Origin of the sequence: Belnapia sp. F-4-1, from assembly GCF_000802185.1 — a bacterium.
Classification (GTDB): Bacteria; Pseudomonadota; Alphaproteobacteria; order Acetobacterales; family Acetobacteraceae; genus Belnapia.
In genome coordinates this window covers 2,563,588-2,590,255 of sequence record NZ_KN676113.1, presented here as the reverse complement: position 1 = coordinate 2,590,255, position 26,668 = coordinate 2,563,588, and the positions used below count along the sequence as shown (strand labels likewise).

Sequence of the window (26,668 nt, the reverse complement as noted above, 5' to 3'; positions counted from 1 at the left end):
TGCGGCTGCGCGAAGCTTCCGATCTTATCCATCACAGTCAAGTCTTCGAGACACCCCAGAAGAAGGGCAGCGGCCCCTTCGCGATGCCCGAGACATTCGCCCGCCAGGCCTGATAGCCGAGGAAGAAGCCGGTCGGCGCGTAAACGACGTTGTCGAGCGCCGCCTTGTTCAGCCGGTTGATGACGGCCTTCTCCGCCGCGAGGTCAGGCGCTTCGAACCAGTTCGCCACCTCGGTCTCGACGGCGGGAATGTTCGGCCAGCCGAACCAGGCGCCGTCGCCGCTGGCGCGGATGGCATTGTAGACGGCCGGGTTGATGCAGTCCGCGCCAGCATGCCAGCTGTGGAACATGCTCCAGCCGCCCTGCCCCACCGGGTTCTTCATGGCGCGGCGCTGGCCCGTGGTGCCCCAGTCGGTCGCCACGAAATCGACGTTGAAGCCGATGCGCTTCAGCAGGTCGGCGGTGACGTCGCCCTGCGCCTTGGTGATCGGCTGGTCCTGCGCAACGACGCAGGTGACAGGCGTGCCGTTGTAGCCGCTCTCGGCCAGCAGCCGCTTCGCCGCGTCGAGGTTGCGCGGCCCCTTGAGGATCTCCCCGCCCTCCTCGCTGTAGAGCGGCGTGCCGGGGGTGAAGTAGCCGGGCAACGGCTTCCACAGCTTGTCGTCGTCGCCGACCAGCGCCCGCATGTAGTCTTCCTGGCTCAGCGCCGCCAACACCGCGCGCCGCGCCTTCACGTTGTTGAAGGGCGTCGTCGTGTGGTTCATGCGGAAGGTGCCGATATTGCCGAGCGGGTCGGCGATGTCGACGCGGATGTTGCGGTTGCGGCGAAGCTGCGGCACCAGGTCGGTGATCGGATTTTCCCACCAATCGACCTCGCCGTTCTGCAGGGCGGCGGCGGCCGTCGCCGGGTCCGGCATCACGAGCCACTCGATCCGGTCGACGCCCATCCGCTTGCCGCCGGCGAGCCAGGAGCTCGACTCCTCCCGCGGCACGTAGTCGGCAAATCTTTCGAAGACGGCCCGCGCACCGGGATTCCACTCGTCGCGCTTGAAGCGCATCGGGCCGCTGCCGATGAACTCGCTGACCTGCTGGAAGGGGTCGGTCTTCGCCAGCCGTTCCGGCATCATGAAGCACATCGGCGTGCTGTTCTTGCCGAGCGCCATCAGCAGCTTGGGATAGGGCTTCTTCAGCACCCAGCGGAAGTTCCGGTCGTCGACGGCGACCAGCTCGTTCTGCAGGGCCTTGACCATCAGCCCCATCGGGTCGCGGGCCGACCAGCGGGTGAGGCTCGCCACCACGTCCTTCGCCAGGACCGCCGTGCCGTCATGGAATTTGAGGCCGGGGCGCAGGCGGAACTCCCAGGTCAGCCCGTCGGCCGAGACCTGCTCGGCCTCCACCATCTGCCGCTTCGGCGTCAGTGTCTCGTCGAAGCCGTAGAGCGTGTCCCAGACCATGGCCGCGGCGTTGCGGACCACATACTGGGTGCCCCAGATCGGGTCGAAATTGGCGAGGTTCGCCTGTGGCACGAAGCGCAGCGTGCGCGCCGCGGCCCCTTGCGACAGGGCCGGGCCGGCCAAGCCGGCAGAGGCGCCCACCAGGCCGGCAGCGGCCGTCCCCTTCAGGAAACTCCTGCGATCCATCCTTTGTCGTCCCTCAGCTCCCAGCCGTGCGGTCCGTTCCCGCCCGGTTATCCATCAGCCTGCCTCAGCCTTGGGCATTGCGCCAGCGTACTTACGCAGCGACAAGGGCCTTGGCTGCGGTCCGGCCAGAACCGCAGCCTGCTCACTTGCACGGCCCGTGCCACTAGCCCCGGCGAACGTTCCAGAACAGCGGCGGCCCGCCGGTGACGATGTTGGTCAGGCTCCGGCGGAAGGCCTGGGGCGGCCGCAGCAGGCCGAGCGGGATGAAGGGCGCCTCCTCCCACACCAGCGCCTGCAATTCTTCGGCGATCTTCCGTTCCGCCGCTTGGTCCGGCGCATCGAACCAGGCCTCGCGCAGCGCCTCCCGCCGCGGGCTGGTGGACCAGCCGATCCAGCCCTGGGCGCCATTGCCGCGGATCGGCTGGTGGCTGCCGGGGACGGAAACGTCCAGCCCCTCCCAGGTGGTGCAGAAGATGTTCCAGCCGCCTTGGGCCGGCGCCTCGCGCTTGGCCCGGCGCTGCACCAGCGTGCCCCAGTCCATGCTTTGGAGATCGACCTTCATTCCCACCCGCCGCAGCGCATCCGCCGCCACCTCGGACAGGGCGTTGATGGTCGGGAAGTCGGTCGGCGAGAGGATGACGACCGGCTCGCCCCGGTAGCCGGCCGCGGCCAGCGCCCGCTTCGCCGCCTCCAGGTCGCGTGGGCCGGCCAACGCCTCCATCCCGACGCTGTTGGCCAGCGGTGTGCCCGGGGTGAAGGCCCCCGCCGGCACCTGCCACAGCGCCCTGTCCTCGCCGAGCGCCGCCTGCATGAAGGCCGTCTGCTCGATCGCCGGCAGCAGCGCCCGCCGGACCTCCGCCCTGTCGAAGGGCGGATGGAGGTGGTTGAAGCGGATCATCGCCAGCGCACCGGCGGTGTTCACCACTTCGATGGCGATGTCGCGGTTGCCGCGCAGCACCGGCAGCAGGTCGGCGAGCGGCGTCTCCCACCAATCCACCTCATTGTTCTGCAGGGCGGCGGCGGCGGTCGCCGGGTCCGGCATCACATGCCACTCGACCCGGTCGAAATGCACCACCTTGCCGCCGGCGAGGAAATCCGCCGGCTCATCCCGGGGCACATAGCCGGAGAAGCGCTCATAGGCCGCCATGCTGCCCGGCACCCATTGCGAGCGGCGGAAACGGAAGGGTCCGCTGCCCACATACTCCGTGATCTGGGTGAAGGGGTTGGTCTGCGCGATCCGCTCGGGCATGATGGCGCAGATATTGGCCGAGGGCTTGCCGAGCGCCCAGGCCAGCCCCGGCCAGGGCTTCTTCAGCACGATCTCGAAGCGGTCATCGGCCTTGACCCGCACCTCCTCGAGCAGCAGGGCGAGGTGCTGGCCGAGCACGTCGCGCTTCGACCAGCGGGCGATGGAGGCGATGCAGTCCCGGGCCAGCACCGGCTGCCCGTCATGGAAGCGGAGGTCGGCCCGCAGGGTGACGGCATGGGTCAGCCCGTCCGCCGAGACCTCGTGCCCCGCCGCCATCTGCGGCTTCGGCTGGAAATCGCGCCCCAGCCCGAAGAGCGTGTCATAGACCATCAACCCGTGATTCCGGGCGAGGGTCGTCGTGGTCCAGACCGGATCGATATTGGCTAGGTTGCCCTGCGGCACGAAGCGGAGGGTCCGGGCATTGCCCTGGGCCAGCGCCAGGCGCGGCGCCGCCAGGGCGAGGCCCGTGCCCTGCAGCAGGGTGCGACGATGCATGCGGCGTTTCTCCCGGTCCGGCCCGGCAGTGCTTGCCTCAGCCCCGCCCCCCGCGCAACGGGGTTACGCCTTGGACATGTTCCAGAAGACCGTCGCCGGGGTCCTGAAGGCCCCGGTGATGTTCCGCCGCCAGGCCGAGGGCTGCCAGTAGAAGCCGAGCGGGATATAGGCCATCACCTCCATGGCCCGCCGGTTCAGCGCCTCGGCCACGCGCCGCCCCTCGGCCGGATCCGGCGCATCGACCCAGGCCTGGCGCAGCCGCTCGATCTCGGCATCCTCGGGCCAGCCGAACCAGGCCTGCGGCCCGTTGGCGCGCAGGAAGAGGTGATAGACCGGCAAGGTCAGCGACTGCCCGGAGGAGGTGGTGTGGATGATGCTCCACCCGCCCCGCTCCACCGGCTCCTTGCTTGTCCGCCGCTGCACCAGCGTGCCCCAATCGGTCGAGACCAGTTCGAGGTTCATCCCGAGCCGCCGCAGGATGTCGGCGGTGACGAGGGAGAGCGCGTTGATCTGCGGATAGTCGCCGGGCGCTACCAGCACCACCTTCTCGCCCTTGTAGCCCGCCTCGGCCAGCGCCGCCTTCGCGCGCTCGATGCTGTGCGTCTTCAGCACCTCGCTGCCCACCTCATTGGCGAGCGGCGTGCCGCAGGTGAAGACGCCCTCGCAGGCCTCCCACCCGCCCGGCTCGTTGCCGGCAACGGCGCTCAGATAGTCGCGCTGATTCACCGCCATGGCGACCGCGCGGCGGATGGCAGGATTGTCGAAAGGCGGCTGGAGGCAGTTGAAGCGGCAGATGCCGTAGAAGCCATCCAGCAGGCGCTGTTCCACCACCACCTGCCGGTTCCGCTTCAGCAGCGGGAGCAGGTCGTGCAGCGGGTATTCCCAATAGTCCTGCTCGCCCGTGGTCATGGCGGAGGCCGCCGTCGCCGGGTCGCTGATGACTGTCCACTCCACCCGGTCGAGCCGCGGCACCCGCCCGCCGGCCAGCCCGTCCACCGGCTCCGGCCGGGCCTCGTAGCCGTCGAACTTGGCCCAGACAGCGCGTTGGCCCGGGTTCCACTCGTCGGGGAGGAAGCGGAAGGGCCCGCTGCCGACCGCCTCCCGCACCTGCTGGAAGGCGTCGGTCGCGGCGATCCGCTCCGGCATGACGAAGCAGGGAAATTGCGTCTGCCCGAGCGCCATGGTCAGCAGCGGCACCGGCTTCCGCAGGCGGAAGCGGAAGCGCCGGTCGTCCATCACCTCCACTGCAGCGACGCTCGGCTGCAGCACCTGCATGAAGGGGTCGCGCCGCGCCCAGCGATTGATGCTGGCGACGCAGTCCTTCGCCAGCACCCGCTCGCCATCGTGGAATTTCAGGCCGGTCCGCAGGGTGAAGGTGACGGTCAGCCCATCCGGCTCCGTCACCCAGCCCTCCACCATCTGCGGCCGGATCTCGCCCTTGGCATCCTGCGCGAGCAACTGGTCGTAGACCAGGAAGCCATGGTTGCGGGTGACGACGGCCGTGGTCCAGACCGGGTCGAGGCTGGTGAGGTTGGCCTGCGGGATCACCCGCAGCACCTTCGCCGTCCCTTGCGCCAGCACCGGCGCGGGAAGCGCCGCCAGCGCGGCACCTTGCAACAGGCTGCGACGATGCATCGGCTAGCTCCGCTTCAGGTTCCAGAACAGCGCAAAGCCCGGCACACGGCCCGAAAGGTTGCGCCGGAGCGAGGTCATCGAGAGATAGGCCCCGACCGGAATGTAGGGCACCTCGTCGAGCGCCGTCAGCTGAATCTCCCGTGCCAGCCTCTGCTGCGCCTCGATGTCCGGCGCGTCGAACCAGGCATCCCGCAGCTCCTCCAGCCGCGGGATGGTCGGCCAGCCGAACCAGGCCGCCGCGCCATTGCCCCGCAGCGGGAAATTGCCCGCCGGGTCGGCGAATTCGAAGGACGAGAATGCGGTGAGGAAGGTGCTCCACCCGCCCTTCTCCACCGGCTCCCGGCTGGCACGGCGCTGGATGACGCTGCCCCAGTCGGTCAGCACGAAGTCGAGGTTCACCTCCAGCTTGCGGAACATGTCCACCGCGACCTGCGTCAGGGCCGCCGGCGCCAGGATGTCGGTCGGGCCGATGAGGCGGATCGGCTGGTTGGCATAGCCCGCCTCCTTTAGAAGCGCCTTCGACCGGTCGATGCTGCGCGGGCCGAGCAGCGCCCCCATCCCCGCGTCATTGGCCAGCGGCGTGCCGGGCGTGAAGATGCCCATGCTGGAGAAGCCCGCCGGGTCCGGCCCGACGATCGCCGTCATGTAGTCCGTCTGGTCCACCGCCGGCAGCAGCGCCTGGCGGATCTTCCTGTCGTTGAAGGGCGGATGCAGGTGGTTGAAGCGGAGGATCGCCGGGTTCGGCAGGATGTCGATCGGCTCCACCACGATCTGCCGGTTGCGGCGGAAGAGCTGCTGGATCTCGGGCGGCGGCTGCTCGTACCAGTCGATCTCGCCGGCCTGCAACGCCGCCGCCGCCGTCGCCGCATCGGTGATGATGTGCCACTCGATCCGGTCGAAATGCGCGACCTTGGGCCCCGCCGTGAGGCTCACCGCGCCGGAGGAAACCGGCTGGTAGTCCGGGTTGCGCTCATAGGCGACGAAGCTGCCGGAATTGTACTCGCGCGGCAGGAAGCGGAAGGGCCCGCTCCCCACTGTCTCCCGGATCTGCTGGAACGGATCGGTCCGGGCGATCCGCTCCGGCATGATGAAGGCCGCCGGGTTGGACGGGTTGGCGAGCGAGGCGAGCAGCCGCGGGAAGGCGCGCTTCAGCCGGAAGCGCAGCCGCCGGTCGTCGAGCGCGACCAGCTCATCGACCAGCGGCTCGATCTTCTGCCCATTGGGATTGCGCTTCATCCAGCGCCGGAGGCTAGCGACGCAATCCGTGGCGCGCACCGGCTCGCCGTCATGGAAGCGAAGGCCGTCGCGGAGGGTGAAGGTCCAGACGCGCCCCTCATCCTCCACCGTGTGCCCCGCTGCCATCTGCGGCTGCGGCTGGAAGCGCGCATCCATGCCGTAGAGCACGTCGTAGACGAGCCAGGCATGGTTGCGGGTGACGTTCGCCGTGGTCCAGATCGGGTCGAGGCTGGTGAGGTTGGCCTGGGGGACGAATTTCAGCACCCGCGCATTGGCGGGCTGGGCCAGTGCGGCGGTGGGCAGGGCGGCGGCCGGCAGCGCGGCGGCACCCGCCAACAGGCTACGGCGATGCATGGTCAGGCCTTCCTCGCATTCCAGAACAGCGGCGGACCTTTCAGGACATCGACGAGGCTCCGCCGGTAGGCCGTCATCGGATAGCACTGGCCGAGCGGCAGGGTCGGCACCTCCTCGAAGGCGATCGCCTGCTGCTCCCGCGCCGCCTGCTGCTGCACGGCGAGGTCTGGCGCGTCGAACCATTCCGCGCGCTTCGCCTCCAGCCGCTCGGAGCTCGCCCAGCCGAACCAGCCATTGGTGCCGTTGCCGCGGAGCGGCTGGTTGACGCCCGGATTGATCGTGTCGAAGCCGCCCCAATAGGTGAAGAAGATGCTCCACCCGCCCCTCGACGGCGGCTCGCGGCTGTTGCGCCGCTGCACGACCGTGCCCCAGTCGGACGCGACGAAATCGACGTTCAGCCCGACCTGCTTGAAGAGATCGGCGCCGACCATGCACAGCGCGTTGATGATCGGGAAATCGGTGGCGCCGAGCAGCACCACCGGCTCGCCCTTGTAGCCGCTCTCGGCCACCTCCCGCTTCACCTTCTCCAGGTCGCGCGGACTGGTCAGGGCGGCGAGGCCGGCATCGCTGGCGAAGGGCGTGCCCTCCGGGAAGAAGCCCACCTTGTCCCGCCAGGCGCCCCGCTCGCTGCCGAAGGCCGCGGTCATGAAATCCGCCTGGTTGATCGCGCCGAGCAGGGCGCGGCGCAGCTTCGGGTTGTTGAAGGGCGGGTGCAGGTGGTTGAAGCGGCCGAATGCCAGCTGCCCGGCCGGATCCGGCAGATCGACCGTGATCTCGCGGTTGCGGCGGAGCGGCGGCACCAGGTCGTTCGGCGGGTTCTCCCACCAATCGACCTCCCCCGATTGCAGCGCGGCCGCCGCCGTCGCACTGTCCGGCGTCACCCGCCACTCGACGCGGTCGAAGAAGGCGCGCTTCGGACCGGCGGTCCAGGAAGGCGTGCCCTCGCGCGGCACGTAGCCCTCGAACCGCTCATAAACGAAGCGGCTGCCCTGCACACGCTCATCTGCCTTGAAGCGAAAGGGCCCGCTGCCGACGAACTCGGTGATGGGCCGGAAGGCGTCAGTATTGGCCAGCCGCTCCGGCATCATGAAGGGCGTCGGCGAGCCGATCTTGCCGAGCGCGTCCGGCAGCAGGGCGAAGGGTTTCTTTAACCGGAAGACCATCGTGCGGTCATCCGTCGCCACCAGCTCATCGGTCCGCGCGGCCAGCTCCTGCCCGAGCGGGTCGCGCCGCTGCCAGCGCTTGATCGAGGCCACGCAATCCCGCGCCCGCACTGCCTCGCCATCGTGGAATTTGAGGCCGGGGCGCAGTGTCAGCGTCCAGCGCCTGCCGTCATCCTCGACCCGGTGCCCCTCGACCATCTGCGGCTGCGGCTTGAGCTCGGCATCCAGCCCGTAGAGCGTGTCCCAGATCAGGAAGGCATGGTTGCGGGTGACGTAGGCGGTCGTGGTGATCGGGTCGAGGGTGCCGATATCCGACTGGGGGATGAAGCGCAGCACCCGGCTGTTGGCCGGCTGGGCGATCGCAAAGCGGGAAAGGGGCGCTGCCGCGGCAGCGCCCAGCAGGGTGCGTCGATTCATCGTGGTCTCCCCGGAAGCCGGTCGAGCCGGCCGTTCCGGGGAGTGAAGCGCGGATCGCCGCCGATCCGCAAGCGGGTGGGATCAGGCTTTCTGGGCGTTCCAGAACAGCGGCATCCCCCCGAGCACGCCCGTCAGCCCACGGCGATAGGACCAGGGCTGGAAATACTGGCCGAGCGGCAGATAGGGCGCCTCGCGCAGCCCCTCCTCCTGGATCTCGGCGGCCAACTTCTGCTGCGCGGCGAGGTCCGGCGCATCGAGCCAGGCGGTGCGCAGCTCTTCGAGCTTCGGCATGGTGGGCCAACCGAACCAGGCACTGGTCCCGTTGCCGCGCAGGCCGAGATGCGTCGCCGGCGAGAAGAAGTCGAGCCCGGTGAAGAAGGTGAAGAAGACGCTCCAGCCCCCCTTCTCCGCCGGCTCGCGGCTGGCGCGGCGCTGCACGACGCTGCCCCAATCGGTCGAGACGTAATCGACATTCATCCCCGACTTCACCAGCATGTCGCGCCCCACCTGGGCAAGGGCGTTGAGCGAGGGGAAGTCGGAGGCGGCGATCACCACGATCTTCTCGCCCTTGTAGCCGGCGGCGGCGAGGTCGCGCTTCACCTTGTCGTAGTCGCGCGGACCCTTCAGCGCGTCGAGGCCGACGGTGCTGGCCATCGGCGTCCCCGGCGGGAAGCAGCCGACGCCGTCCCGCCAGTTGGACGGGTCGGTGCCGATGACGGCGCTCATGTAGTCGGACTGCTCGACGCCGCCGAGCAGGGCGCGGCGGATCGCAGGGTTGTTGAAGGGCGGGTGCAGGGAGTTGAAGCGCAGCAGCGCCATCAGCCCGGTCGGGTCGTAATTCTCGACGACCAGGTTGCGGTTGCGGCGGAGCAACGGCAGCAGGTCGGCTGTCGGTTGCTCCCACCAATCCGCCTCGTTGTTGCCGAGCGCGGCCGCGGCGGTCGAGGCATCGGGGACCACGCGCCATTCGACACGGTCGAAATTGACGCGCTTCGGCCCCGAGGTCCAGGCCGGCGTGCCGGCCTCGCGCGGGACGTAATTCGGGTTGCGCTCATAGACCAGCAGGCTGCCTGGCACCCGCTCGTCGGCTTTGAAGCGGAAGGGCCCGGAGCCGATATTCTCCTTGATCGGCGTGTTGGCGTCCTGCGAGGCGATACGCTCCGGCATCATGAAGGGCACCGGCGTCGAGGGCTTGGCCAGCGCGTCGAGGAGCAAGGCAAAGGGCCGCTTGAGGCGGAAGGTGAGGTTGCGGTCGTCATCAGCGACCAGCTCGTCGGTCGCTGCCATCAACGCCTGGCCGAGCGCGTCGCGTTGGGCCCAGCGCTTGATCGAGGCGACGCAGTCCCTCGCCCGCACCGGCTCCCCGTCATGGAAGGCAAGGCCCTGGCGCAGCGTGATGGTCACCCGCCGCCCGCCATCCTCCACCTTGTGCCCCTCAGCCATCTGCGGCTGCGGCTTGAAATCGGCATCCAGGCCATAGAGCGTGTCATAGATCAGGAAGGCGTGGTGCCGCGTGACATAGGCGGTGGTGACGATGGGGTCGACCACCGCCACGTCGGACTGGGGGATGAAGCGCAGCACCCGGCTGCCCGCCGGCTGCGCCAGGGCGGGCACCGGCAGGCGCATAGCGGCGCCGGCCAGCGCGGCGCCGGCCAGCGCGGCGCCGGCCAGCAGATTGCGACGATGCATGGGCTCTTTCTCCCGGAAACGAAACGGCCGGGACAGTAGCGGTTTTCCCGTCCCCGTGAAGCACCCTATTGGGGAACGGCATCCGCAGGGTGAAGCGCGTGTCCGCCGGGGTGGAAGTGACCTCAACGATGCTGCCTTGCGGCTCGGCGATCTGCTGGGCGATGCAGAGGCCGAGCCGTACACCGGCTGGTCCGCTGCGCCATGGGGCAGTGCGTTGCCGAGCAGGCTGGAGACGAGGTGCGTCATGTGCCTGGAGGCACAGGGGACTGGCGCATCGAGGGGGCGGGTAATCTCGCCAATCCGATCCGGTCAGTCGCCTTACAACCTGTGCGTGATTTATTTCAAAAATCATTACATCTCGACGTGCTCTCGCTCGAACAACAGCCCGCCGTCGATGGCGGTGAGCGGGTTGCGCAAGTCATGCTCAAGCACCACGATGAACTGCTCGTGCAGAGCCGCCACGCGGTGCGCGTCGAGCAGCGTCGCCCGCTCCAGCGCTGTGAGATGCTGCCCGATGAAGTCGGCGAACATCTCGAACAACCTAACGATCTCGCGCACCTCCAGCCGGTGCGGCTCCGAGTTGATGGTGAAGGGCATACCGAAGACGCTGCCGTCGGCGCCGCCAATCGACACGGGAACGTAACCGCGGAAGCCGCAGCTCGCTGGCGTGTGATGGGAACAACAGACCGGATGGGCGATGACGACGCGCGTCGTCGCCACGCGCACCCGATGGCAAAGCGTCGACTCGATGGGAACCTCGCCGCCGGGGCGAGGTCGAAGACGATCTCGTCACGGACGGCGCAGGCGATCCACCGGTCCGTTGCCGCGCGACGCTTGCGAAACGCATGTCGCTCAACCGCCAGACGATGTCGAGAACGGCGGGACGACCAGGATGCTGCCGATTGCGGCCACATCCGCGGCAAGGTCCTCGATCATTGTGCCTGCGAGCTTTTCATTGCTGTGTGATAAAAGATTTCCGGATCGAACTGGACTATTGGCGTGTGGATTTCCGTGGCGCCTGCGCCGTGGAACGTGACAGCGGAAGCGGCGGTTTCGCGCCCTGGGTGAGCGGTTGTCACCGCGCCGTGGTTTGTCGCAGCAGGCGAGGACGCGTATTCCTTGCTGCATACAGGATGCTTTGAATGAATTCTTCCCTCACCGGTCCCGATCTTGCCGCTGCCTCCTTCGCCACCCGCAACGGTGGCGGCATGCTGGGCGAGCTGTTGCGCTTCGGCACGGTCGGCGTGGCCGGCTTTATCGTCGATGCGGGTGTGTTGACGGCCGGCATCGCGCTCGGCACCGGTCCTTGGCTGGGGCGTGTGCTTTCCTATCTTGCCGCCGCCACCACAACTTTTGCGTTAAACCGGGCATGGACCTTTCGCGCATCTCGGCGGGAAGGCGGGCTTGGTCGGCAATGGTTGCTCTTTCTGCTCGTGAATGTGCTCGGCTTCCTGTGCAACTACGGAACCTACGCGGCGCTGGTCGCCGGAGTTCCGCTGGTCGCGGCCCATCCCGTGATTGGTGTCGCGGCTGGCTCGCTCGCCGGTCTTGCCGCCAACTTTCTCATGTCCCGGCGCTTCGTTTTCGGTGCCGCCGGGGCCGACCCCCGTTCCTCCAGAGCGTGAAGGCCAGCGGGAGCCATGCCCATCGCAATCGAGAGCCTCAACCCCAGCCCTGGGCGGTCAGCATGCAGGACGTGATGCCCCCCGAGCACCGCACCGGCGACAGCCGGCTGCTGACCGCAGTGGCGGAGGCCGGCTGGGTCGGCCTCCGCGGCGGTGCGCGCCGCGAGCGCTGGGCGATCGGTTCGCCGTTGCCGCCGGCACTGCTGGCATTGGCCGTGGCGATGCTGGACGCGCTGTGCCTCGCCGCCACCGGCCTCGCCGTGCAGGCGCTGCCGCTGGAGCCGGCCGAGGGGCCGGCGCTGCGGCTGATCGGCTTCGTCGCGCTGCTGGTGCCCTGCCTGATCGCCGCGGCCGGCGGCTACGGCCATGCCGCGCTCTTCGGCGGCAAGCGGGCCGGGCTCGGCGCCCTCGCCGGACTGGTCCTCGGGATCGGCGGCATGGGTTTGGCGGCGCAGGCGCTCGGCGCCCGCGGCAATTTCGCGCCTGGCCTGGCGCTGCTCTGGCTCGTCATTGCCATGCCGCCGGTGCTCGCCGCGCGGATGGCGGCCGCCGTCGCCCTTCGCGCCGCGGCGGAGCGCACCCGGCAACGCGCCGTGGTGGTCGGTGACGGGCCCCAGGCCGCGCGCCTGGTCGCCGCCCTTGGCGGCCGGCCGGACCGCAGCCTGGAGCTGGTCGGCCTGGTCGATGACCGTCGCACCCACCAGGTCGGCGGGCTGCGCAACGGCCTGCCCTATCTCGGCTCGCTCGAGGCGCTGAACGCCATGATCCGCCGCGGCGAGGTGGATCAGGTGATCCTCGCCCTCCCCTGGGCGGCGGAATCCCGGCTGCAGAACCTGCTGCGGCATTTCGGCGACTACCCGGTCGATGTCCGCCTCGCTCCGGACCTCATGGCTTATCGCAGCCTCGGCACCGCGCCGGAGGGCGAGCGGCTGCGCCTGCTCCGCCTGGCCGACCGGCCGATCAGCGGCTGGGGCGCCGTGGTCAAAATGGTGGAGGACTACGTACTGGCCGCGCTGGCGCTGGCCGTTGCCGCCGTGCCGATGGCGCTCATCGCCCTCGCGGTGCGGCTCGACAGCCCAGGCCCGGTGCTGTTTCGCCAGCGCCGCACCGGCTTCAACAACCAGCCCTTCTACGTGCTGAAGTTCCGCACGATGTACCACGAGGCGGCGGACTATACCGTCGCCCGCCAGGTCTCGCTCGGCGACAAGCGGGTCACGCGGGTGGGTGCCATCCTGCGCCGCACCTCGCTCGACGAGTTGCCGCAGCTCTTCAACATCCTCCGCGGCGACATGTCCTTTATCGGCCCCCGGCCGCATGCGCCGGGCACCCGCGCCGGCGGGAGGCCCTTCGAGGAGGTCGCCGCCCGCTATGCCGCGCGGCACCGGGTGAAGCCAGGCCTCACCGGCCTCGCTCAGGTCCGCGGCTGGCGGGGCCCGACCGAGACGGAGGAGAAGCTGCTCCGCCGGGTCGAGAGCGACCTCGAATATATCGAGACCTGGTCGCCCTGGCTCGATTTCACCATCCTGGTTCGGACGCTGCTGGCCGTCGCACGGATGCGCAACGCCTTTTGAGCGGCGGGGGTCATTCCCCCGCCACATTCCCCGTCCAGAATGGTCGCGGAGCCCCTCGGGAGCCCAGGACGGAAGCCCTCAGCATGTCGGAGAGCGCCTTGCCCGATACCCATATGACGCCCGGCGCGCAGCTGCTGCCGCTCGCGCGCAACGCCCCCCGCATCGCCGTCCTCATCCCCTGCTACAATGAGGAGGTGGCGATCCCCCGCGTGGTCGCCGCCTTCCGCGCCGCCCTGCCCGACGCGACCATCTACGTCTACGACAACAACTCGAAGGACGGCACCGTCGCCGCCGCCCGCGCCGCCGGGGCGGTCGTCCGCAACGAGTCGCTGCAGGGCAAGGGCCATGTCGTGCGGCGAATGTTCGCCGATATCGAGGCCGACGCCTATGTGCTGGTCGATGGCGACGACACTTACGACGCCGCCGCCGCGCCGGAGATGCTGCGCCTGCTCCTTGCCGACCGCCTCGACATGGTGACCGGCGTGCGCCGCACGCCCGAAGCGATCGCAGCCGCCGCCTATCGCCGCGGCCACCAGCTCGGCAATGCCGTGCTGACGGGCATGGTGCGCTGGGTCTTCGGCGACCGCATCTCCGACATGCTTTCCGGCTATCGCGTCTTCTCGCGCCGCTTCGTCAAGAGCTTCCCGGCGCTCGCCGCCGGCTTCGAGACGGAGACGGAGTTCACCGTCCATGCCCTGGAACTGAAACTGCCCGTCGGCGAGGTGCCAAGCGCCTACAAGGAGCGCCCCGCCGGCTCCACCAGCAAGCTCAACACCTACCGGGACGGCTTCCGCATCCTACGGACCATCATCCATCTGGTGCAGCGGGAGCGGCCGCTGATGTTCTTCTCGGTCGCCGGCGGCATCCTCCTGTTCCTCGCCCTGGTGCTGGCGGTGCCGCTGCTGCAGACCTTCCTCGCCACCGGCCTCGTCCCCCGGCTGCCGACGGCGGTGCTGGCGACCGGCCTCGTCCTGCTCTCCTTTCTTTCCTTTGTCTGCGGCCTCATCCTCGACACGGTGACGCGCGGCCGGCAGGAGGCGAAGCGCATCGCCTACCTCGCCCTGCCCGCGCCGGATTTCGAGGAGCACCCATGAGCCTCGGCCCCTATCCGGCCCCCGAGCATGTCGCCGGTGCCCGCGGGCCGGCGGGCGAGGTGGATGCCGACGTCATCATCCTGGCAATGGACCGGGCCGAGGAGACGGTGGCCGCCATCGCCTCCGCCCGCGCTCAGGCCGGGCTCTCCAAGCATGTCTGGATCGCCGATCAGGGCAGCCGGCCGGAGAACCTCGCCCGCCTCGCCGCCGCCGTCGAGGGCGCGCCGGATGCGACGCTGGTGCGGCTCGACCGCAACTGGGGCGTTGCCGGCGGGCGCAACCGGGCGACGGCGCTCGGCCGCGGCCGGATGGTCTTCGCCCTCGACAACGACGCCGAATTCGCCGACGCCGACACCCTCGCCCGCGCCCTCCGCGCCCTGGATGCAGAGCCGGACATCGCCACCATCGCCTGCCGCATCCTCGTCTTCGACACCGGCGCGGAGGATCTCTCCTCCTGGGGCTACCCGGCCGGGCTGCTGCCGCGCGCGGCGGAAAGCTTCGACGTCGCCACCTTTGTCGGCGCCGGCCATGCCATCCGCCGGCGGGATTTCGAGCGCACCGGCGGCTATGACGACGCACTCTTCTTCTGCTGGGAGGAGTTCGACTTCGCCCTCCGCGCCATCAATGCCGGCCAGCGCATCCGCTACCGCGGCGACATCGCCGTGCGCCACAAGGTGAGCGGTGAGCACCGGTTCGCCTGGTCCGGTACCCGCTGGTTCCACTTCGTCCGCAACCGCCTCTATATCGGGCTGAAATACGGCCTCGCCCCGGCCTCGCTGCTGCCGCGCTTCCTTGCCTACCAAGTGAAGGGCGCCCGCAACGGCGTGCTTGCCCAGGGTCTGAAGGCGGGTCCCGCGGCGCTCGGCCTCTGGCGCCGCTTCCGCCCCGCACCGGGAATGGAGGCGCTTTACCGGCTGACGCCCGCGGCGCGCGACTACCTCGCCCGCAACGATGCCGCCCATCGCGGGGGCCTCGGCCGGCGGGTGCGGGCTGAGGTGCTGGCGGCCCTGCCCAGTGCCAAGGCCAGTTGAGGCCGGGCACCGTCGCCCCCACCTGAGACCAATGCCCGAGGACAAGAGCGACGAATTGCGCGGCGAGATCATCGCCCTGGAAACGGCCCTGGCCGCGGCCTTCGGCGAGATCGCCGTGCTGCGCGCCACCATGCAGGGCGGCGGCGCCGAGATCGCCCTCGCCTCCATGGAGGAAATGGCGAAGCAGCTCGAAGCCTCCGTCCTGCGCGGCGTCGTCGGCGCTGAGGAGGCCGGCCGCCCCCAGGCCGCCGCCGGCTTCGAGCGCCGGATGGAGCTGATCGTGCACGCGCTCCGCAACGCCATCGCCTTCCGGGCCGGGTAGGCGAAATGGCGCGGTTGCTTTGGAGCCTCGGCACGCTGCTCGTGCTGGTCGGCGTGCTGGCGCATCTCTTCGGCTGGGATGCGCTGCTCTGGATTCCGGAGGCGGTGTTGGATGCGCTGCGGGCGGACCCAAGGACCTATGGGGTGATCCTGGCCGGGGCGGTGCTGATGCTGGTGGCGAGGATCATCAGCCGGAGAGGGTAGCAGCCCCTTAGCGGGGCCGCTTCGCTTCCCGCCGCAGCAGGGCGATGATCGCCGGGCTGTCCACCAGATAGCGCCGGGCGAGGCGCTTCGGGTCCTGCATCAGCCGCCAGGCCCATTCCATCCCGGCCCGCTGCACCGCGAGCGGCGCCCGCCGTTCCTCGCCGGTGAGGAAGAGCAGGCTCGCCCCGATGCAGAGGCCCACCCCCCGCCCCTTCCCGCGCTCCGCCACAGCCTGCGCCACCCGCTCCTGCCGTGGCGAGCCGACGGCGAGGAAGCTGTAGCGCGCCGGGTGGTCCTCGATGAAGCGGACCGCCGCCTCGAACTGTGCCGGGTCGCGGTCGAACCCCATCGGCGGGTTGTGGTGGGCGATCCGCCGGAGCCCCGTCCGTGCCGCCAGCCGTTCGAGCGCCGCCGGCGCCAGGCCGAGCACCGTCACCGGCTCGTCCGCCGGCAGCGCGTCCATCAAGGCGGCGGTGAGGTCGCTGCCCGGCACCACCGCCGGCGCCGCCAGCCCCATCACGCCGGCGAGCCGCGCCACCACCCGGCTGTCGAGCAGGCGCAGCATCGCCGCGTCATACAGCGGCCGCAGCGCCGGATCGCGCGCCACCCGCACCAGATGGTCGGCATTCGGCGTCACGACATAGCCGAAGGGCGCCTCCGCCGGCCGCTCCGCCAGCAGGGCCAGCACGCCCTGCAAGGGAAGGTCGGCGAAATCCAGCTCGAGCAGGCGCCGGAGCGGAGCCTCAGATCGCAAAGCGGAGCCGGACCTGCAGCAGGTTGCGGTCGAACTCGCGGAAGCCGCCTGTTGCCTCGAGCCGCCGGCGATAGCCGTAGCTCGCCACCACCGAGGCGTTGCGGTTCAGCAGGTAGCGCGCGGTCAGGGTGAGGACCATGTCGCTCGCCGTCTGGTTCGGGCTCTCATACTCGCGCCGGTCGTAGAGCACGTCGCCCTGGAGCAGCACGTTGCGCAGGTATTCATGATCGAGGGTCAGGCCGGCCTGGGTGCGCTGGAAGCTCACCGAATCCTGGCGGATGGACTCCTCGATGGTGCGGGTGAGCCGGAAGCGGACAGTGGTCAACTGGGTCGGGGCATAGGTGAGGCCAGCCTCGACCGCCGGACCCTCCAACGGCCTGATCGGCCCCTCGTATTCGCGGTGCCGCCAGCCGAGGCCGATGCGGGCCTGCCAGACGCCGTCGAAGTCATAGTCGAAGCCGGCCAGCGCCTCCCAGGTGAAGCTGTTCCGGTTTCGCGGGTTGTCGAAGATGTTTTGCGGGTTGAAGGCCGGGTTCTGGAAACCCGAGCCGGAGGAGGTGTACTGGATGTCCTGCACCCGGACGACGGCGGTGATGTTGCGGCCCGGGGCAAGGGCATAGCTGGCCCCGAGCGCGCCGATCACCGTGTTGAAGCTGTTCCGCGAGGTGTTGAAGCCGTTCTGCGGCACGTTGAAGCCGTCCTGCAACAACGGCGTCGGGGTGGTGCCGATGACCCGCTCCTCGAAGTCGAACGTCCTGTAGACGCCCTGGGCGATCAGCCCGAGCCGGTTGAACCGCGTGTTGCCGGTCACCGAGACCTCATCCGACTCGTAGGCGACAGGCTGGACGATGCCGGCGGCCTGGACGTCGAAGCTATAGACGTCGAGATGCGAGCGGTAATGACGGTACTGACCCAGCAGGGCCGTATCGGCCGAAAAGTCATAACGCCCGAAGCCGCCTATGTCCCAGTCGTTCCAGTCGAGCTGGCTCTGGCTGAAATACTGCCTGTTGGTGGAGTTGGCGGAGACGCCGACCGCATGGTTCGTCCAGGTACTGCGGAGGTTCACGTTTCCCCGCTCCTCAGCGAAGCCGTCGGAAACGACGTTCCTTCTCCGGCCGAAGAGATTGCTGTCCCAGCCAGGCCCGGCCTCGATCCCGCCATTCAGGAGGAAGCCGCCGAGGCGGACGCCAAGCGGATCGTAATCCGGCCGCTGCCGGTTCACCACGGTGATGCCACGCTGGACCTCGGGCGAGTCACCCAATTGGGCCTGCGCCTCGCCCAGCGGCAGGGCAGCCACGAGCAAACCCAGAACCCCCCAGCTTCGAAAGCTTTTCACCACCATTTCCCCGTCATTATGAGCCCCCGGCCTCCCTAGCACGGGTTGCTGGAGGAGTGTGCATGCAACAATCACATCCCGTCATGCAGACGAGGCAATCCGTCACTTCCGGGTCAGGTGTGGCACAACCGCCGCGGAGGACCAGGGCGGAGATCGATACGGAACAGCATCTCTTCCGCCTGTTACCGTACGGAAATTTCTCGGGTTTAGGGTTGCATTTCACGGAAACCGGAGTGCGTATTCAATCCGCGCCGCCCAGGCGCCCCTGTCCCCCAGCCCCCCTACTTCGGGACAACAGCGTGCAAGCCATGCGGGATGATAGCGCTGATTCGCCCGTCTGGGCGTATCATCGCATTCCCATGGCCGGCCCAGGATGGAGCCCAGTATGGCCAATGTCGAAACCCTCAGGCCAAACCCCGCGCCGGCCCCCTTTCCGGCCGTGACGGTCCCCGCCGACCCTCAGGCCTTCCGCACGGAAGACCGTCTGACCGGCCTCCTCGCCTTCGCGATCGCCACAGAGCGGCGGGAAGACGCCAGCCCCGAAGCCGTCGCGCGTTGCCAGCGGGAGGCCGAGGCCGCGCTCTGCGACCACGCGCTGCGCTATCTGCACAACAACATCGAGCGCATCCGCCAGGAGGCCGTGGCCGAGCAGATCGGCCGCCTCCGCCACCCGCCCGGCTTCCTTCGCCTGGTCGCCGCCAACCTGGTGGCGCTCATTATCATCGGCGCCGCCGGCGCCTGGCTCGCGCTGCATCCCGAAACCCTGGCCGGCATCGCCGGCCGCCTGGCAGGCTGACGCATGTCCCACACCCGCACCCTTCTCCCCGGGGCCGATGCGGCGGCGGATACCCCGCTGCGCCGGGCGCTCCGGGCCTGCCGGACCCAGTTCATCCTCGTCGGTGTCTTCAGCGGCGTCGTGAACCTGCTGCAGCTCACCACCTCGGTCTACATGATGCAGGTCTTCGACCGCGTCCTGTCGAGCCGGGCGCTGGACACCCTGCTCTACCTCTCGCTGATCGCCATCCTGGCGACGGCGGTGCTCGCTATCCTCGAGGGGGTGCGCGGCAAGGTGATGCAGCGCATCGGCAGCTGGGTGGAGCACCGGGTGGCACCGGAGGGTTTCGTCCGCGCGCTCGAGAGCACGCTGCGCGGCCGGCCCTACCGGATGGAGGCCTTGCGGGACCTCGCGGTCTGCCGCGGCTATCTCGGCTCGCCGGGCGCGCTCTCGCTCTATGACGTGCCCTGGGTGCCGATCTATATCGGCGTCATCTTCCTCCTCCACCCGGTGATGGGCTTCATCGCCCTCGGCGGCGCGGTGGTGCTGTTCGGCCTGACGCTCGCCAGCGAAGTCTCCACTTCCGCCCTGTTGAAGGAGGCGAACACCGCCGGCATGGCCTCGCAGCGCCGGGCGGATGCCATCTCGCGCAATGCCGAGGTGATCGACAGCATGGGGATGCTGCCCTCGGTCATCGGACGCTGGCGGGAGTCGGTCGCGGCGATGACGGTGCCGCAGCAGCGCGCCGCCGACCGCGCCTCCTTCCTCGTCGCCATGACGAAGTTCTGCCGCCTCACGGTGCAGATCGGCATCCTCGGCGCCGGCGCCTACCTGGTGCTGCAGCAGGAGCTGACCTCGGGCGCCTCCATCGCCGGCTCGATCATCATGGGCCGGGCGCTGGCGCCGGTGGAGCAGATGATCGGCGGCTGGAAGCAGCTGGTTTCCGCCCGGCAGAGCTTCCGCCGGCTGCAGAGCTTCCTCGCCATGCCGCGGCTGCGCCCGCCGGGGCTGCCGCTGCCGGAGCCGGTCGGCAAGGTTTCGGTCGAGCGCGTCTCCTATGCCTTCCCGGGCCAGGGCGTCGCCATGATCAAGGGCGTGAATTTCAGCCTCAGCCCGGGCGAGAGCCTGGCCGTGATCGGCCCCTCGGCGGCCGGCAAGACGACGCTGATCCGCATGCTGATCGGCACGCTGCCGCCCTCGGCCGGCACCGTCCGGCTCGACGGCGCCGATGTCTACCAATGGATGCGCGAGGATTTCGGCCGCCATGTCGGCTACCTGCCGCAGGATGTCGAGCTGTTCGACGGCACCGTCTTCCGCAACATCGCCCGCATGGCCGAGGCCGAGCCGGAGGCCGTGTACGAGGCGGCGAAGCTCGCCGGCTGCCATGACATGATCCTCCGCCTGCCGAACGGCTACGAGACCGAGATCGGCGACAGCGGCCAGTACCTGTCGGGCGGCCAGCGGCAGCTGATCGGCCTGGCGCGGGCCATGTTCGGCCGGCCGAAGCTGGTCGTGCTCGACGAGCCGAACAGCAACCTCGACGGCGACAGCGAGGCGGCGCTCACCCAGGCGCTGGAGCGGCTGAAGGCGCAGGACACCACCGTTATCCTCGTCTCGCACCGCCCGACCCTCGTCCAGGGCGTCGACAAGGTGCTGCTGCTGAAGGACGGCGCGATGGAGATGTTCGGTCCGCGCGCCGAGGTGCTGAAGCGCCTGATGACGCCGCCGCGCCCTGCCGAGGTCCAGAACGCCCCCGTTGCCCGCCTTGAAGGGAGCGCCGCCCGATGAGCGTCACCACCCAGGACTCCAAGCTGCCGGCGCTGACCGGCAGCCGCGCGCTGGCACCGATCCGCACCGACCTCGGCGGCACGCTGCCGCCCTTCCCCTTCGACCCGCTGCTCGACGCCCCGGCGCCGCGCACCCGCGGGACGATGATCTTCGGCATGATCGTCTTCATGTTCTTCGTCGTGGGCGGCGCGGCCTGGGCGGTCATGGCCCCGCTGGCCGAGGCCTCCATCGCCGCCGGCGTCGTCAAGGTCGAGGGCACGCGGCGGACCATCCAGCATCTTGAGGGCGGCATCGTCCGCGATATCCTGGTGCGCGACGGCGACAAGGTGGAGAAGGGCCAGGTGCTCGCCCGCCTCGACGACATCCAAGCGGATGCCACGCTGGAAACGCAGCGCGCCCAGCGCTGGGCGCTGATGGCGCAGGAAGCGCGGCTGCGCGCCGAGATCGCCCGGGCGCGGGAGGTCACCTTCCCGGCCGAGCTGCTGAACGCCAGCAATGCCCGCGCGCTCGACAGCGTCACCGGCCAGCGCGCCCTGTTCGAAGCGCGGATGGCAAGCCTCGTTAGCCAGGTGCAGGTCTTCCAGGCCCGCATCGACCAGCAGCAGGCGGTAATCGCCGGCGCCCGCGGCCAGCTCGCCTCCACCCGCCGCCAGCTCGCGCTGATCAAGCAGGAGGAGGAGATGACGCGCACCCTGGTCAACCAGGGCCTGCAGCGGCTGCCGCAGCTGCTCGCGCTCCAGCGCAGCTTCGCCGGGCTGGAGGGCAGCATCGAGGACCTGAACGGCCAGATCGACCGCGCCAATGCGGCGATCGCCGAGGCGCAGAAGCAGATCAGCCAGGCCACCGACCAGCGGATGCAGGAGAACGGCCAGGAGCTGCGCGATGTCCGCGGCAGGCTCGCCGAGGCCGAGGAGAAGCTGCGCGCCGCCTCCGACGTCATGACGCGGCGGGATATCACCGCGCCGGAGGACGGCACCGTCGTCAACCTGCGCCTCTTCACCGTCGGCGCCGTCGTCAAGCCGGGCGAGTCGGTGATGGACCTGGTGCCGCAGCACGACCGGCTGATCGCCGAGGTCAACGTCCAGCCGAACGACATCGACGTGGTCTATCCGGGCTTGCATGCCGAGGTGCGGCTGCCCGCCTTCAAGCAGCGGCTGGTGCCCTATCTGCACGGAGAGGTGACCTGGATCGCCGCGGACGTGACCACCAACGAGCAGACAAGGCAGCAATACTACCCGGCACGTATTTTGATCGACCAGGCGCAGCTGACCTCGCTGCCCAACGTCTTCCTCACCCCCGGGATGCCGGTGGAAGCCCATATCAAGATCGGCGAGCGGACCTTCTTCCGCTATATCACCCAGCCGATCCGGGACAGCTTCCACCGCGCCTTCCGCGAACAATAGGACGCCCCATGAGCGACACCCGCGTGACCATCTTCGCCGACGGCATCCTCGACGCCAGCGTGACCTACGGCGTCGCCCGGCTGACGCTGGCGCAGACCGGGGCCGAAGGGAAGCCGACGCCCTGCGGCCAGCTGGTGGTGCCGCTGGTGCAGCTCCCCTCGCTCGTCACCAGCCTCTCCGGGCTGCTGAAGCAGGTGGAAACGAGAATGAAGGAGCAGCAGGCGGCCAGCGCACCCGAGAATGCCGCCCCGGCCGCCTTCCGCTTCGGTTGACGTCGTGACGACCCGCCGGGGCCTCCTGGCCCTGCCGCTGGCCGGCGCCTTCGCGGCGCCGGCAACCGCCCAGGAGCAGCCGCCGATGCGGCGGCGGCTCGCCACGCTCAAGCTCGGCGCCAATCTCGAGCGCTGGTACACCATCACCAAGGACAACCAGCCGCGCCGGCTCGGCGTCGGCTGGTGGCGCGGCTTCCGTGCGGCCGGCTTCGACCATGTGCGCATCTTCCTGCCGGAGGTCGCGCAGACCGGCTCCAGCATGGACATCCCCGCCCTCTACCTGAACGCGGTGAAGGACGCCGTGGAGGCAGGGCTGCCGGTCTTCCTCGGCGTGGCGGATTTCTTCTACCAGAAGAAGCCCTGGGCCGACCGCGACTGGGAGGGGATGCGGGCACGGGCGCAGTTCTTCGCCGAAAGGACCGACCCCTCCATGGTCGCGCTGGCACCGTTGAACGAGCCGATCTTCGAAGACACGGCGAGCTGGCTGCCGGTGCGCGACCGGCTGCTCGCCGACCTGCGCCGCGCGGCGCCGCGCCATACGCTGATGTGGGGCGGGCGGGACTGGCACAGCGCCCCCTCGTTGGTCGAATGCTCCCCGCCCGCCGACCCAAACACCATCGCCGAGGCCCATGACTACCAGGGCACGCAGTCGCCCGGCCGATTCCAGGCGGTCGCCGCCTGGCGGGACCGCAACCGCATCCCCGTCATCGTCAGCGAGCTGGGCGGCGCCGTCGGCCATGAGACCAACCGCTCCGCCTGGGCCGCCGACCTGGCGCAGGTGCTGCCGGAGTTGAAGCGGCTCCGCCTGCCAGTGACGCTATGGTCCTACAGCCATGGCCGGTACTGGCGGCTGCAGAACGGCGACGAGCCGATGCCGAAGCCGGACCTCATCCCACCCGGGATGCTGTCGGCGCGCTGACCGCCGCGGCCCGCCCCGCGGCGCGGCGGCGGAGGAGCCAGCGATTGGCCGGCACCTCCACGAAGCGCCAGGCGAGCCAGCCGGCGACGAGGCTCGCCAGGAAGCCGGCGATCATCAGCCCGGCCCGGCCAGCGAGGCCGGGATCCACCCGGCGCAGCACCAGGACGAGCCCGGCCTCGATGAAGACCCAGCAGAGATAGACGCCGAAGGAGGCCTCGCCGAGGCGGAGCAGCAGGTCGGGCCGGGCGGGCGCGGCCGCGGGCACCGGGCGGCGCAGCAGCGGGATCAGCGCGGCGAGGCCGAGCACGGTCAACGCGTCCCATTCCAGCCAGAGGCCGAGCGGCAGCGCCAGCAGCACGGGCCAGAGGGCGGCGCGCGGCAGCAGTCCCTCGGTCGTCAACCGGCCGATGGCGAGGCCGGTGGCGAATTCCAGGGCAAAGCGCAGCAGGCCGAGATGCAGCGTGTAGTTCAGCCCGAGGCTCGGGTCTTCCGCGCCGAGGGCGGCGATGCCGGCGAAGCCGAGCAGCGGCACGGCGGGCAGCGCCGCGCGCGGCAGGCGGATGAGTGCGGCGAGGACGAAGGGGAAGGCAAGGTAGCCGGCCCATTCCACCGAGAGCGCCCAGGAAGGGTAGTTCCAGGCATGGCGGGCCGTCGTCTCCCATGCATTCAGCAGGAAGAGCTGCAGCACGAATTCGCGCAGGCCGAAGCGCTCCGGCTCGCGGATGGTGAGGCCGGCGGCCATGGCCAGGCCGACCAGCAGCGCCAGCGCCAACAGCGCCAGCGCGTGCAGCGGCCAGATCTTGGCGAAGCGGCGGCGGAGGAAATCCGCGATTCCGGCCCGGCCCCAGGGCGGCCGGGCGCCATAGCCGAGCCAAAGGGCGAAGCCGGAGAGCAGGAAGAAGCCGTCCACGCCGAGATAGCCATGCTGCAGCAGCGGCGCCAGCGCCGGCAGGCCAAGGCTGACGCGCAGCGGCAGGTCGAGGTGGTAGAGGATCACCCAGCCGATCAGGAAGAAGCGCAGCCGCGTCAGCGCGGCGTCGCGGGGTGCGGCCTGGTGGATGGGGCCCTGCATCGGTCCTCGCCTCGTGGTTCGAAGGGCGCATCGCTGCCACAACCGGTGGCCCCGGCGCATCCCCCGAGGCGGTCACGCTTTCGGGTGGCGCACCGGGTTGACGGAAGGCTGATTGGTGCGCGCCGGGGCTGCGTGACAGAACCGTTCGCATGCCGAGCCTTACCTCTCCCCTCGCCCAGGTCCTCATCGCGCTCTTCGGGGCGACGCTGATGCTGCTCTTCGCGCTGCTGGCGCCGGGGCCCTTGCTGCTGCTGCTGCCGGCGATGGTGGCGTTGCTGCTCGGGCTCGCGGTCTACCAGTTCCCGCTGGCGATCGTGGCGGGGCTGGTGGCGATCTACGGGCTCGGCATCGACATCCAGCTCGATGCCGGCATGCTGGCGGGCGTGGGCGGCAATGCCGCGGCTGCGCTCGGCTCGGCGGTGGTGAAGGTGGTGCCCTTCGCCCTCGCCGCCGTGCTGCTGCTGCGCTACGGGCCGAGCAGCGCGATCAACTGGCCCTTCCTCGCCTATACGGCCATCGCCGCGATCAGCATCGTCGTGCTGCCGATGGGGCGGATCGGGTCGACGGGCGACATGATCCGCAGCTTCATCGGCTCCACCGCGCCCTTCGTGCTCGGCTTCTGCCTGGCGCCGAAGAGGATCTGGACCTGGATCATCCGCGGGGCGACCGTCGTGCCGCTGATCAGCGCCTTCGGCAGCCTCTTCACCCATCTGGCGGGGCTCTACCCGGCGATCGACCAGCTGGGCCGCTTCCAGGGGATGCACAGCGCGCCCTTCCTCGCGGGCTTCTGCGAAGCGGCGATCTTCGCCGCCACCCTCGAATACATGCGGGGCTTCCGGCCGATCTGGCTGATCATCGCCGGGCTCGACCTCGCGGTGCTGCTGGCCACCCAGGCGCGGATGCCGCTGGCGACGGTGGTGATCTTCCTCGGCATCGTCTTCTTCTTCTCGAACCGCCACATCTTCCCGCTGCGGCGGAAGGTGGACCTGGTGATGGGCGGCGGCGTGCCGGGGCTGCTGCTGCTGAGCCCGGTGATCGCCTTCGCCATGCAGCGCTTCATCAGCCAGGGCACCGACACCTCGGGCCGCGACCTGATGTGGCCCTACTACCTCGACGCCATCGTGGAGCGGCCGCTCTTCGGCTATGGGCTCGGGGCGGGCAAGCTGCTGGTCGATCCGGACGACCCGCTGATGAAGCTGCTCGGCACCACGGCGGCGCATAACGAGTACCTGCGGCTCTCGATCGATGGCGGGATCATCGGCTGCGCGGCGATCTTCCTCTCGATCGCCGCCTGGATGTGGTGGGGGTCGCGCAGCCTCGGCGCGCGCGAGCGGCTGGTGCTGCGGGCGGCGCTGCTCGGCTTCCTGCTGCACAGCGGCTTCGACAACACGCTGATTGCCAGCACCTCGGTCATGCTGTTCTGCGTCATCGGCGCGATCCTGGCCCGCGGGCGGGTGGAGGCGCAGGCGGCCCGGCATGGGCGGCGCCACTCTTCCTCCGGCTCCTCCTCGGCCGGGGCCTATGCCTGGCGGCCGGCGCGGACGGGCTGAGGCGGTGCCGGACCAGGGGGTGGCTGCAGCACCGGCGACGGTGCGGCGGGAGCGGCGGCTTGATCTCGACAGGGCACGAGGCATCGCCATCCTGCTCGTCGTCTTCGGGCATATCGTGGCGCGGGACGTGCCGCCGGGCGTCGAGTGGTACGAGCCGGTGCGCTACCTGCTCTACCGCTTCCACATGCCGTTCTTCCTTTATCTGAGCGGGACGGTGGTGGTGCTCTCCGGCCTGCTGGGAAAGCCGCCAGGGCGGGTGGCGCAGCAGCGGGCCGTCCGGCTGCTGGTGCCCTTCTTCGCCATCGGCCTGGCGATCCTGGTGGCGAAGCTCGTCGCCGTGCAGCTGGTGCCGGTGGACAACCCGCCGGAAGGGCTGGCGGGGGGCCTGCGCGACCTGTTCTGGACGACGGCGCGCAGCCCGGCGACCTCGGTCTGGTACCTGCTGGTGCTCTTCCTCTGCACGCTGGTGGCGATGGGGTTGCGGCGGCTTGGGGTCGGGGCGACGGGGCTCGTGCTGCTGGGTGTGGCGCTGCAGTTCGTCGATGTGCCGGCCGTCGCCTATCTCGACCGCTTCGCCTCGCATTTCCTGTTCTTCGCGGCCGGGCTCTGGGTGGCGGAGCGGGAAGCGGCGCTGCTGCCGGCCTTCGACCGGTGGCAGGCGTTGTGGTGGTTGGCCTTCGCCGGCGGGCTGGCGCTGGCGGCGCTCGGCTGGGTGGATGAGCGGTGGTCGATGGTGCTCTGCGGGTTGCTCTGCATCCCGGCGCTGCACGGGGCAGTGCGGCTGGCGCCGATCTCGCGCTGGCAGTGGCCGCTGGTGCTCGGCGGCTTCTCCATGGCGATCTACCTGTTCAACACGCTGGCGATCGGCGGCACCAAGGCGGTGCTGATGAAGCTTGGCTTCGGCTGGACCGAGGCGTGGTTCCCGCTGCATGCCGTCGCCGCCATGACGGCCGGCGTCGCCCTGCCGGTGCTGCTGAAGGTGCTGGTGCTGCGGCGGGTGCCGGCGGTGGACCGGCTGACGGACTGATCTTTCCCCAAGGGCACCGCTGCCGGCTGGGTTTGCGCCCGGGGAAAGC

At 69.8% G+C, this 26,668-nt stretch carries 23 protein-coding genes; 13 read left to right on the top strand and 10 right to left on the bottom strand.

Annotated features, from left to right (window positions below):
- Positions 1-37: 37 nt before the first annotated feature.
- The 7 genes from LH62_RS12215 to LH62_RS28330 form a co-directional block, all read right to left on the bottom strand.
- The gene (locus tag LH62_RS12215) at positions 38-1,639 is read right to left on the bottom strand and encodes an ABC transporter substrate-binding protein (protein ID WP_043361588.1); all 1,602 of its coding nucleotides are present in this window, start codon (positions 1,637-1,639) and stop codon (positions 38-40) included.
- Positions 1,640-1,802: 163 nt separating this feature from the next.
- Positions 1,803-3,383 carry an ABC transporter substrate-binding protein gene (locus tag LH62_RS12210; RefSeq protein WP_043361586.1) on the bottom strand — a complete coding sequence of 527 codons (1,581 nt, stop codon included), beginning with the start codon at positions 3,381-3,383 and terminating at the stop codon, positions 1,803-1,805.
- 63 nt (positions 3,384-3,446) lie between these two features.
- Entirely contained in the window at positions 3,447-5,018 is a 1,572-nt protein-coding gene (locus tag LH62_RS12205) for an ABC transporter substrate-binding protein (protein WP_043361584.1), read from the bottom strand.
- A gap of 3 nt (positions 5,019-5,021) precedes the next feature.
- A complete protein-coding gene (locus LH62_RS12200; protein ID WP_043361582.1) occupies positions 5,022-6,608 on the bottom strand; it encodes an ABC transporter substrate-binding protein in 1,587 nt (528 codons plus the stop codon).
- 2 nt (positions 6,609-6,610) lie between these two features.
- Positions 6,611-8,188, bottom strand: coding sequence for an ABC transporter substrate-binding protein (locus tag LH62_RS12195; RefSeq protein WP_043361581.1), 1,578 nt, complete (start codon positions 8,186-8,188; stop codon positions 6,611-6,613).
- Positions 8,189-8,269: 81 nt separating this feature from the next.
- The gene (locus LH62_RS12190; protein ID WP_043361580.1) at positions 8,270-9,877 is read right to left on the bottom strand and encodes an ABC transporter substrate-binding protein; all 1,608 of its coding nucleotides are present in this window, start codon (positions 9,875-9,877) and stop codon (positions 8,270-8,272) included.
- Between the two features lie 351 nt (positions 9,878-10,228).
- Positions 10,229-10,597: a hypothetical protein gene (locus LH62_RS28330; RefSeq protein WP_144404469.1), complete on the bottom strand. Its 369-nt coding sequence runs from the start codon at positions 10,595-10,597 to the stop codon at positions 10,229-10,231.
- Positions 10,598-11,019: 422 nt separating this feature from the next.
- On the opposite strand from LH62_RS28330, the gene LH62_RS12180 reads away from it, so the two are divergent.
- From LH62_RS12180 to LH62_RS12155, 6 genes are all read left to right on the top strand, one after another.
- Entirely contained in the window at positions 11,020-11,502 is a 483-nt protein-coding gene (locus LH62_RS12180) for a GtrA family protein (RefSeq protein ID WP_236552541.1), read from the top strand.
- A 62-nt stretch (positions 11,503-11,564) separates the two neighbouring features.
- Positions 11,565-13,073 carry an exopolysaccharide biosynthesis polyprenyl glycosylphosphotransferase gene (locus LH62_RS28325; protein WP_052214305.1) on the top strand — a complete coding sequence of 503 codons (1,509 nt, stop codon included), beginning with the start codon at positions 11,565-11,567 and terminating at the stop codon, positions 13,071-13,073.
- A 113-nt stretch (positions 13,074-13,186) separates the two neighbouring features.
- On the top strand, positions 13,187-14,167 hold the full coding sequence (locus LH62_RS12170) for a glycosyltransferase family 2 protein (protein ID WP_052214979.1): 981 nt from the start codon (positions 13,187-13,189) through the stop codon (positions 14,165-14,167).
- On the top strand, positions 14,164-15,198 hold the full coding sequence (locus LH62_RS12165) for a glycosyltransferase family 2 protein (protein ID WP_052214302.1): 1,035 nt from the start codon (positions 14,164-14,166) through the stop codon (positions 15,196-15,198). Before LH62_RS12170 ends, LH62_RS12165 begins: the two co-directional genes overlap by 4 nt.
- Positions 15,199-15,229: 31 nt before the next feature.
- Positions 15,230-15,520 carry a hypothetical protein gene (locus tag LH62_RS12160; protein ID WP_043361579.1) on the top strand — a complete coding sequence of 97 codons (291 nt, stop codon included), beginning with the start codon at positions 15,230-15,232 and terminating at the stop codon, positions 15,518-15,520.
- 5 nt (positions 15,521-15,525) lie between these two features.
- A complete protein-coding gene (locus LH62_RS12155) occupies positions 15,526-15,723 on the top strand; it encodes a hypothetical protein (RefSeq protein ID WP_043361576.1) in 198 nt (65 codons plus the stop codon).
- 7 nt (positions 15,724-15,730) lie between these two features.
- On the opposite strand, the gene LH62_RS12150 is transcribed toward LH62_RS12155, so the two are convergent.
- Both LH62_RS12150 and LH62_RS12145 read right to left on the bottom strand, forming a co-directional pair.
- Positions 15,731-16,477, bottom strand: a complete 747-nt coding sequence (locus LH62_RS12150) for a WecB/TagA/CpsF family glycosyltransferase (RefSeq protein ID WP_043361575.1) — start codon at positions 16,475-16,477, stop codon at positions 15,731-15,733.
- On the bottom strand, positions 16,467-17,813 hold the full coding sequence (locus tag LH62_RS12145) for an outer membrane beta-barrel protein (RefSeq protein ID WP_160299831.1): 1,347 nt from the start codon (positions 17,811-17,813) through the stop codon (positions 16,467-16,469). The genes LH62_RS12150 and LH62_RS12145 overlap by 11 nt, the downstream gene beginning before the upstream one ends.
- A gap of 385 nt (positions 17,814-18,198) precedes the next feature.
- Between LH62_RS12145 and LH62_RS12140 the strand changes: the two genes are divergently transcribed.
- The 5 genes from LH62_RS12140 to LH62_RS12120 are packed head-to-tail and all read left to right on the top strand — an operon-like array spanning position 18,199 to position 22,970.
- Positions 18,199-18,609, top strand: a complete 411-nt coding sequence (locus tag LH62_RS12140) for a hypothetical protein (RefSeq protein WP_043361572.1) — start codon at positions 18,199-18,201, stop codon at positions 18,607-18,609.
- 3 nt (positions 18,610-18,612) lie between these two features.
- Positions 18,613-20,376, top strand: a complete 1,764-nt coding sequence (locus LH62_RS12135; protein WP_052214300.1) for a type I secretion system permease/ATPase — start codon at positions 18,613-18,615, stop codon at positions 20,374-20,376.
- Positions 20,373-21,779, top strand: a complete 1,407-nt coding sequence (locus LH62_RS12130) for an HlyD family type I secretion periplasmic adaptor subunit (RefSeq protein WP_052214297.1) — start codon at positions 20,373-20,375, stop codon at positions 21,777-21,779. Before LH62_RS12135 ends, LH62_RS12130 begins: the two co-directional genes overlap by 4 nt.
- Positions 21,780-21,787: 8 nt before the next feature.
- Complete coding sequence (locus tag LH62_RS12125) at positions 21,788-22,051, top strand: hypothetical protein (RefSeq protein WP_043361570.1); 264 nt, start codon at positions 21,788-21,790, stop codon at positions 22,049-22,051.
- 4 nt (positions 22,052-22,055) lie between these two features.
- Positions 22,056-22,970 (top strand): glycoside hydrolase family 5 protein, encoded by a 915-nt coding sequence (locus LH62_RS12120; protein ID WP_160299830.1) that lies wholly within the window; start codon positions 22,056-22,058, stop codon positions 22,968-22,970.
- Here LH62_RS12120 and LH62_RS12115 read toward each other — a convergent pair.
- A complete protein-coding gene (locus tag LH62_RS12115; protein WP_043361568.1) occupies positions 22,939-24,042 on the bottom strand; it encodes an acyltransferase in 1,104 nt (367 codons plus the stop codon). The two genes, LH62_RS12120 and LH62_RS12115, sit on opposite strands and share 32 nt — an antisense overlap.
- A gap of 149 nt (positions 24,043-24,191) precedes the next feature.
- Here LH62_RS12115 and LH62_RS12110 point away from each other — a divergent pair, with 149 nt between their 5' ends.
- A complete protein-coding gene (locus LH62_RS12110) occupies positions 24,192-25,592 on the top strand; it encodes an O-antigen ligase (RefSeq protein ID WP_043361566.1) in 1,401 nt (466 codons plus the stop codon).
- Between the two features lie 19 nt (positions 25,593-25,611).
- Positions 25,612-26,619, top strand: coding sequence for an acyltransferase family protein (locus LH62_RS12105; RefSeq protein WP_160299829.1), 1,008 nt, complete (start codon positions 25,612-25,614; stop codon positions 26,617-26,619).
- The last annotated feature ends 49 nt before the right edge of the window (positions 26,620-26,668 follow it).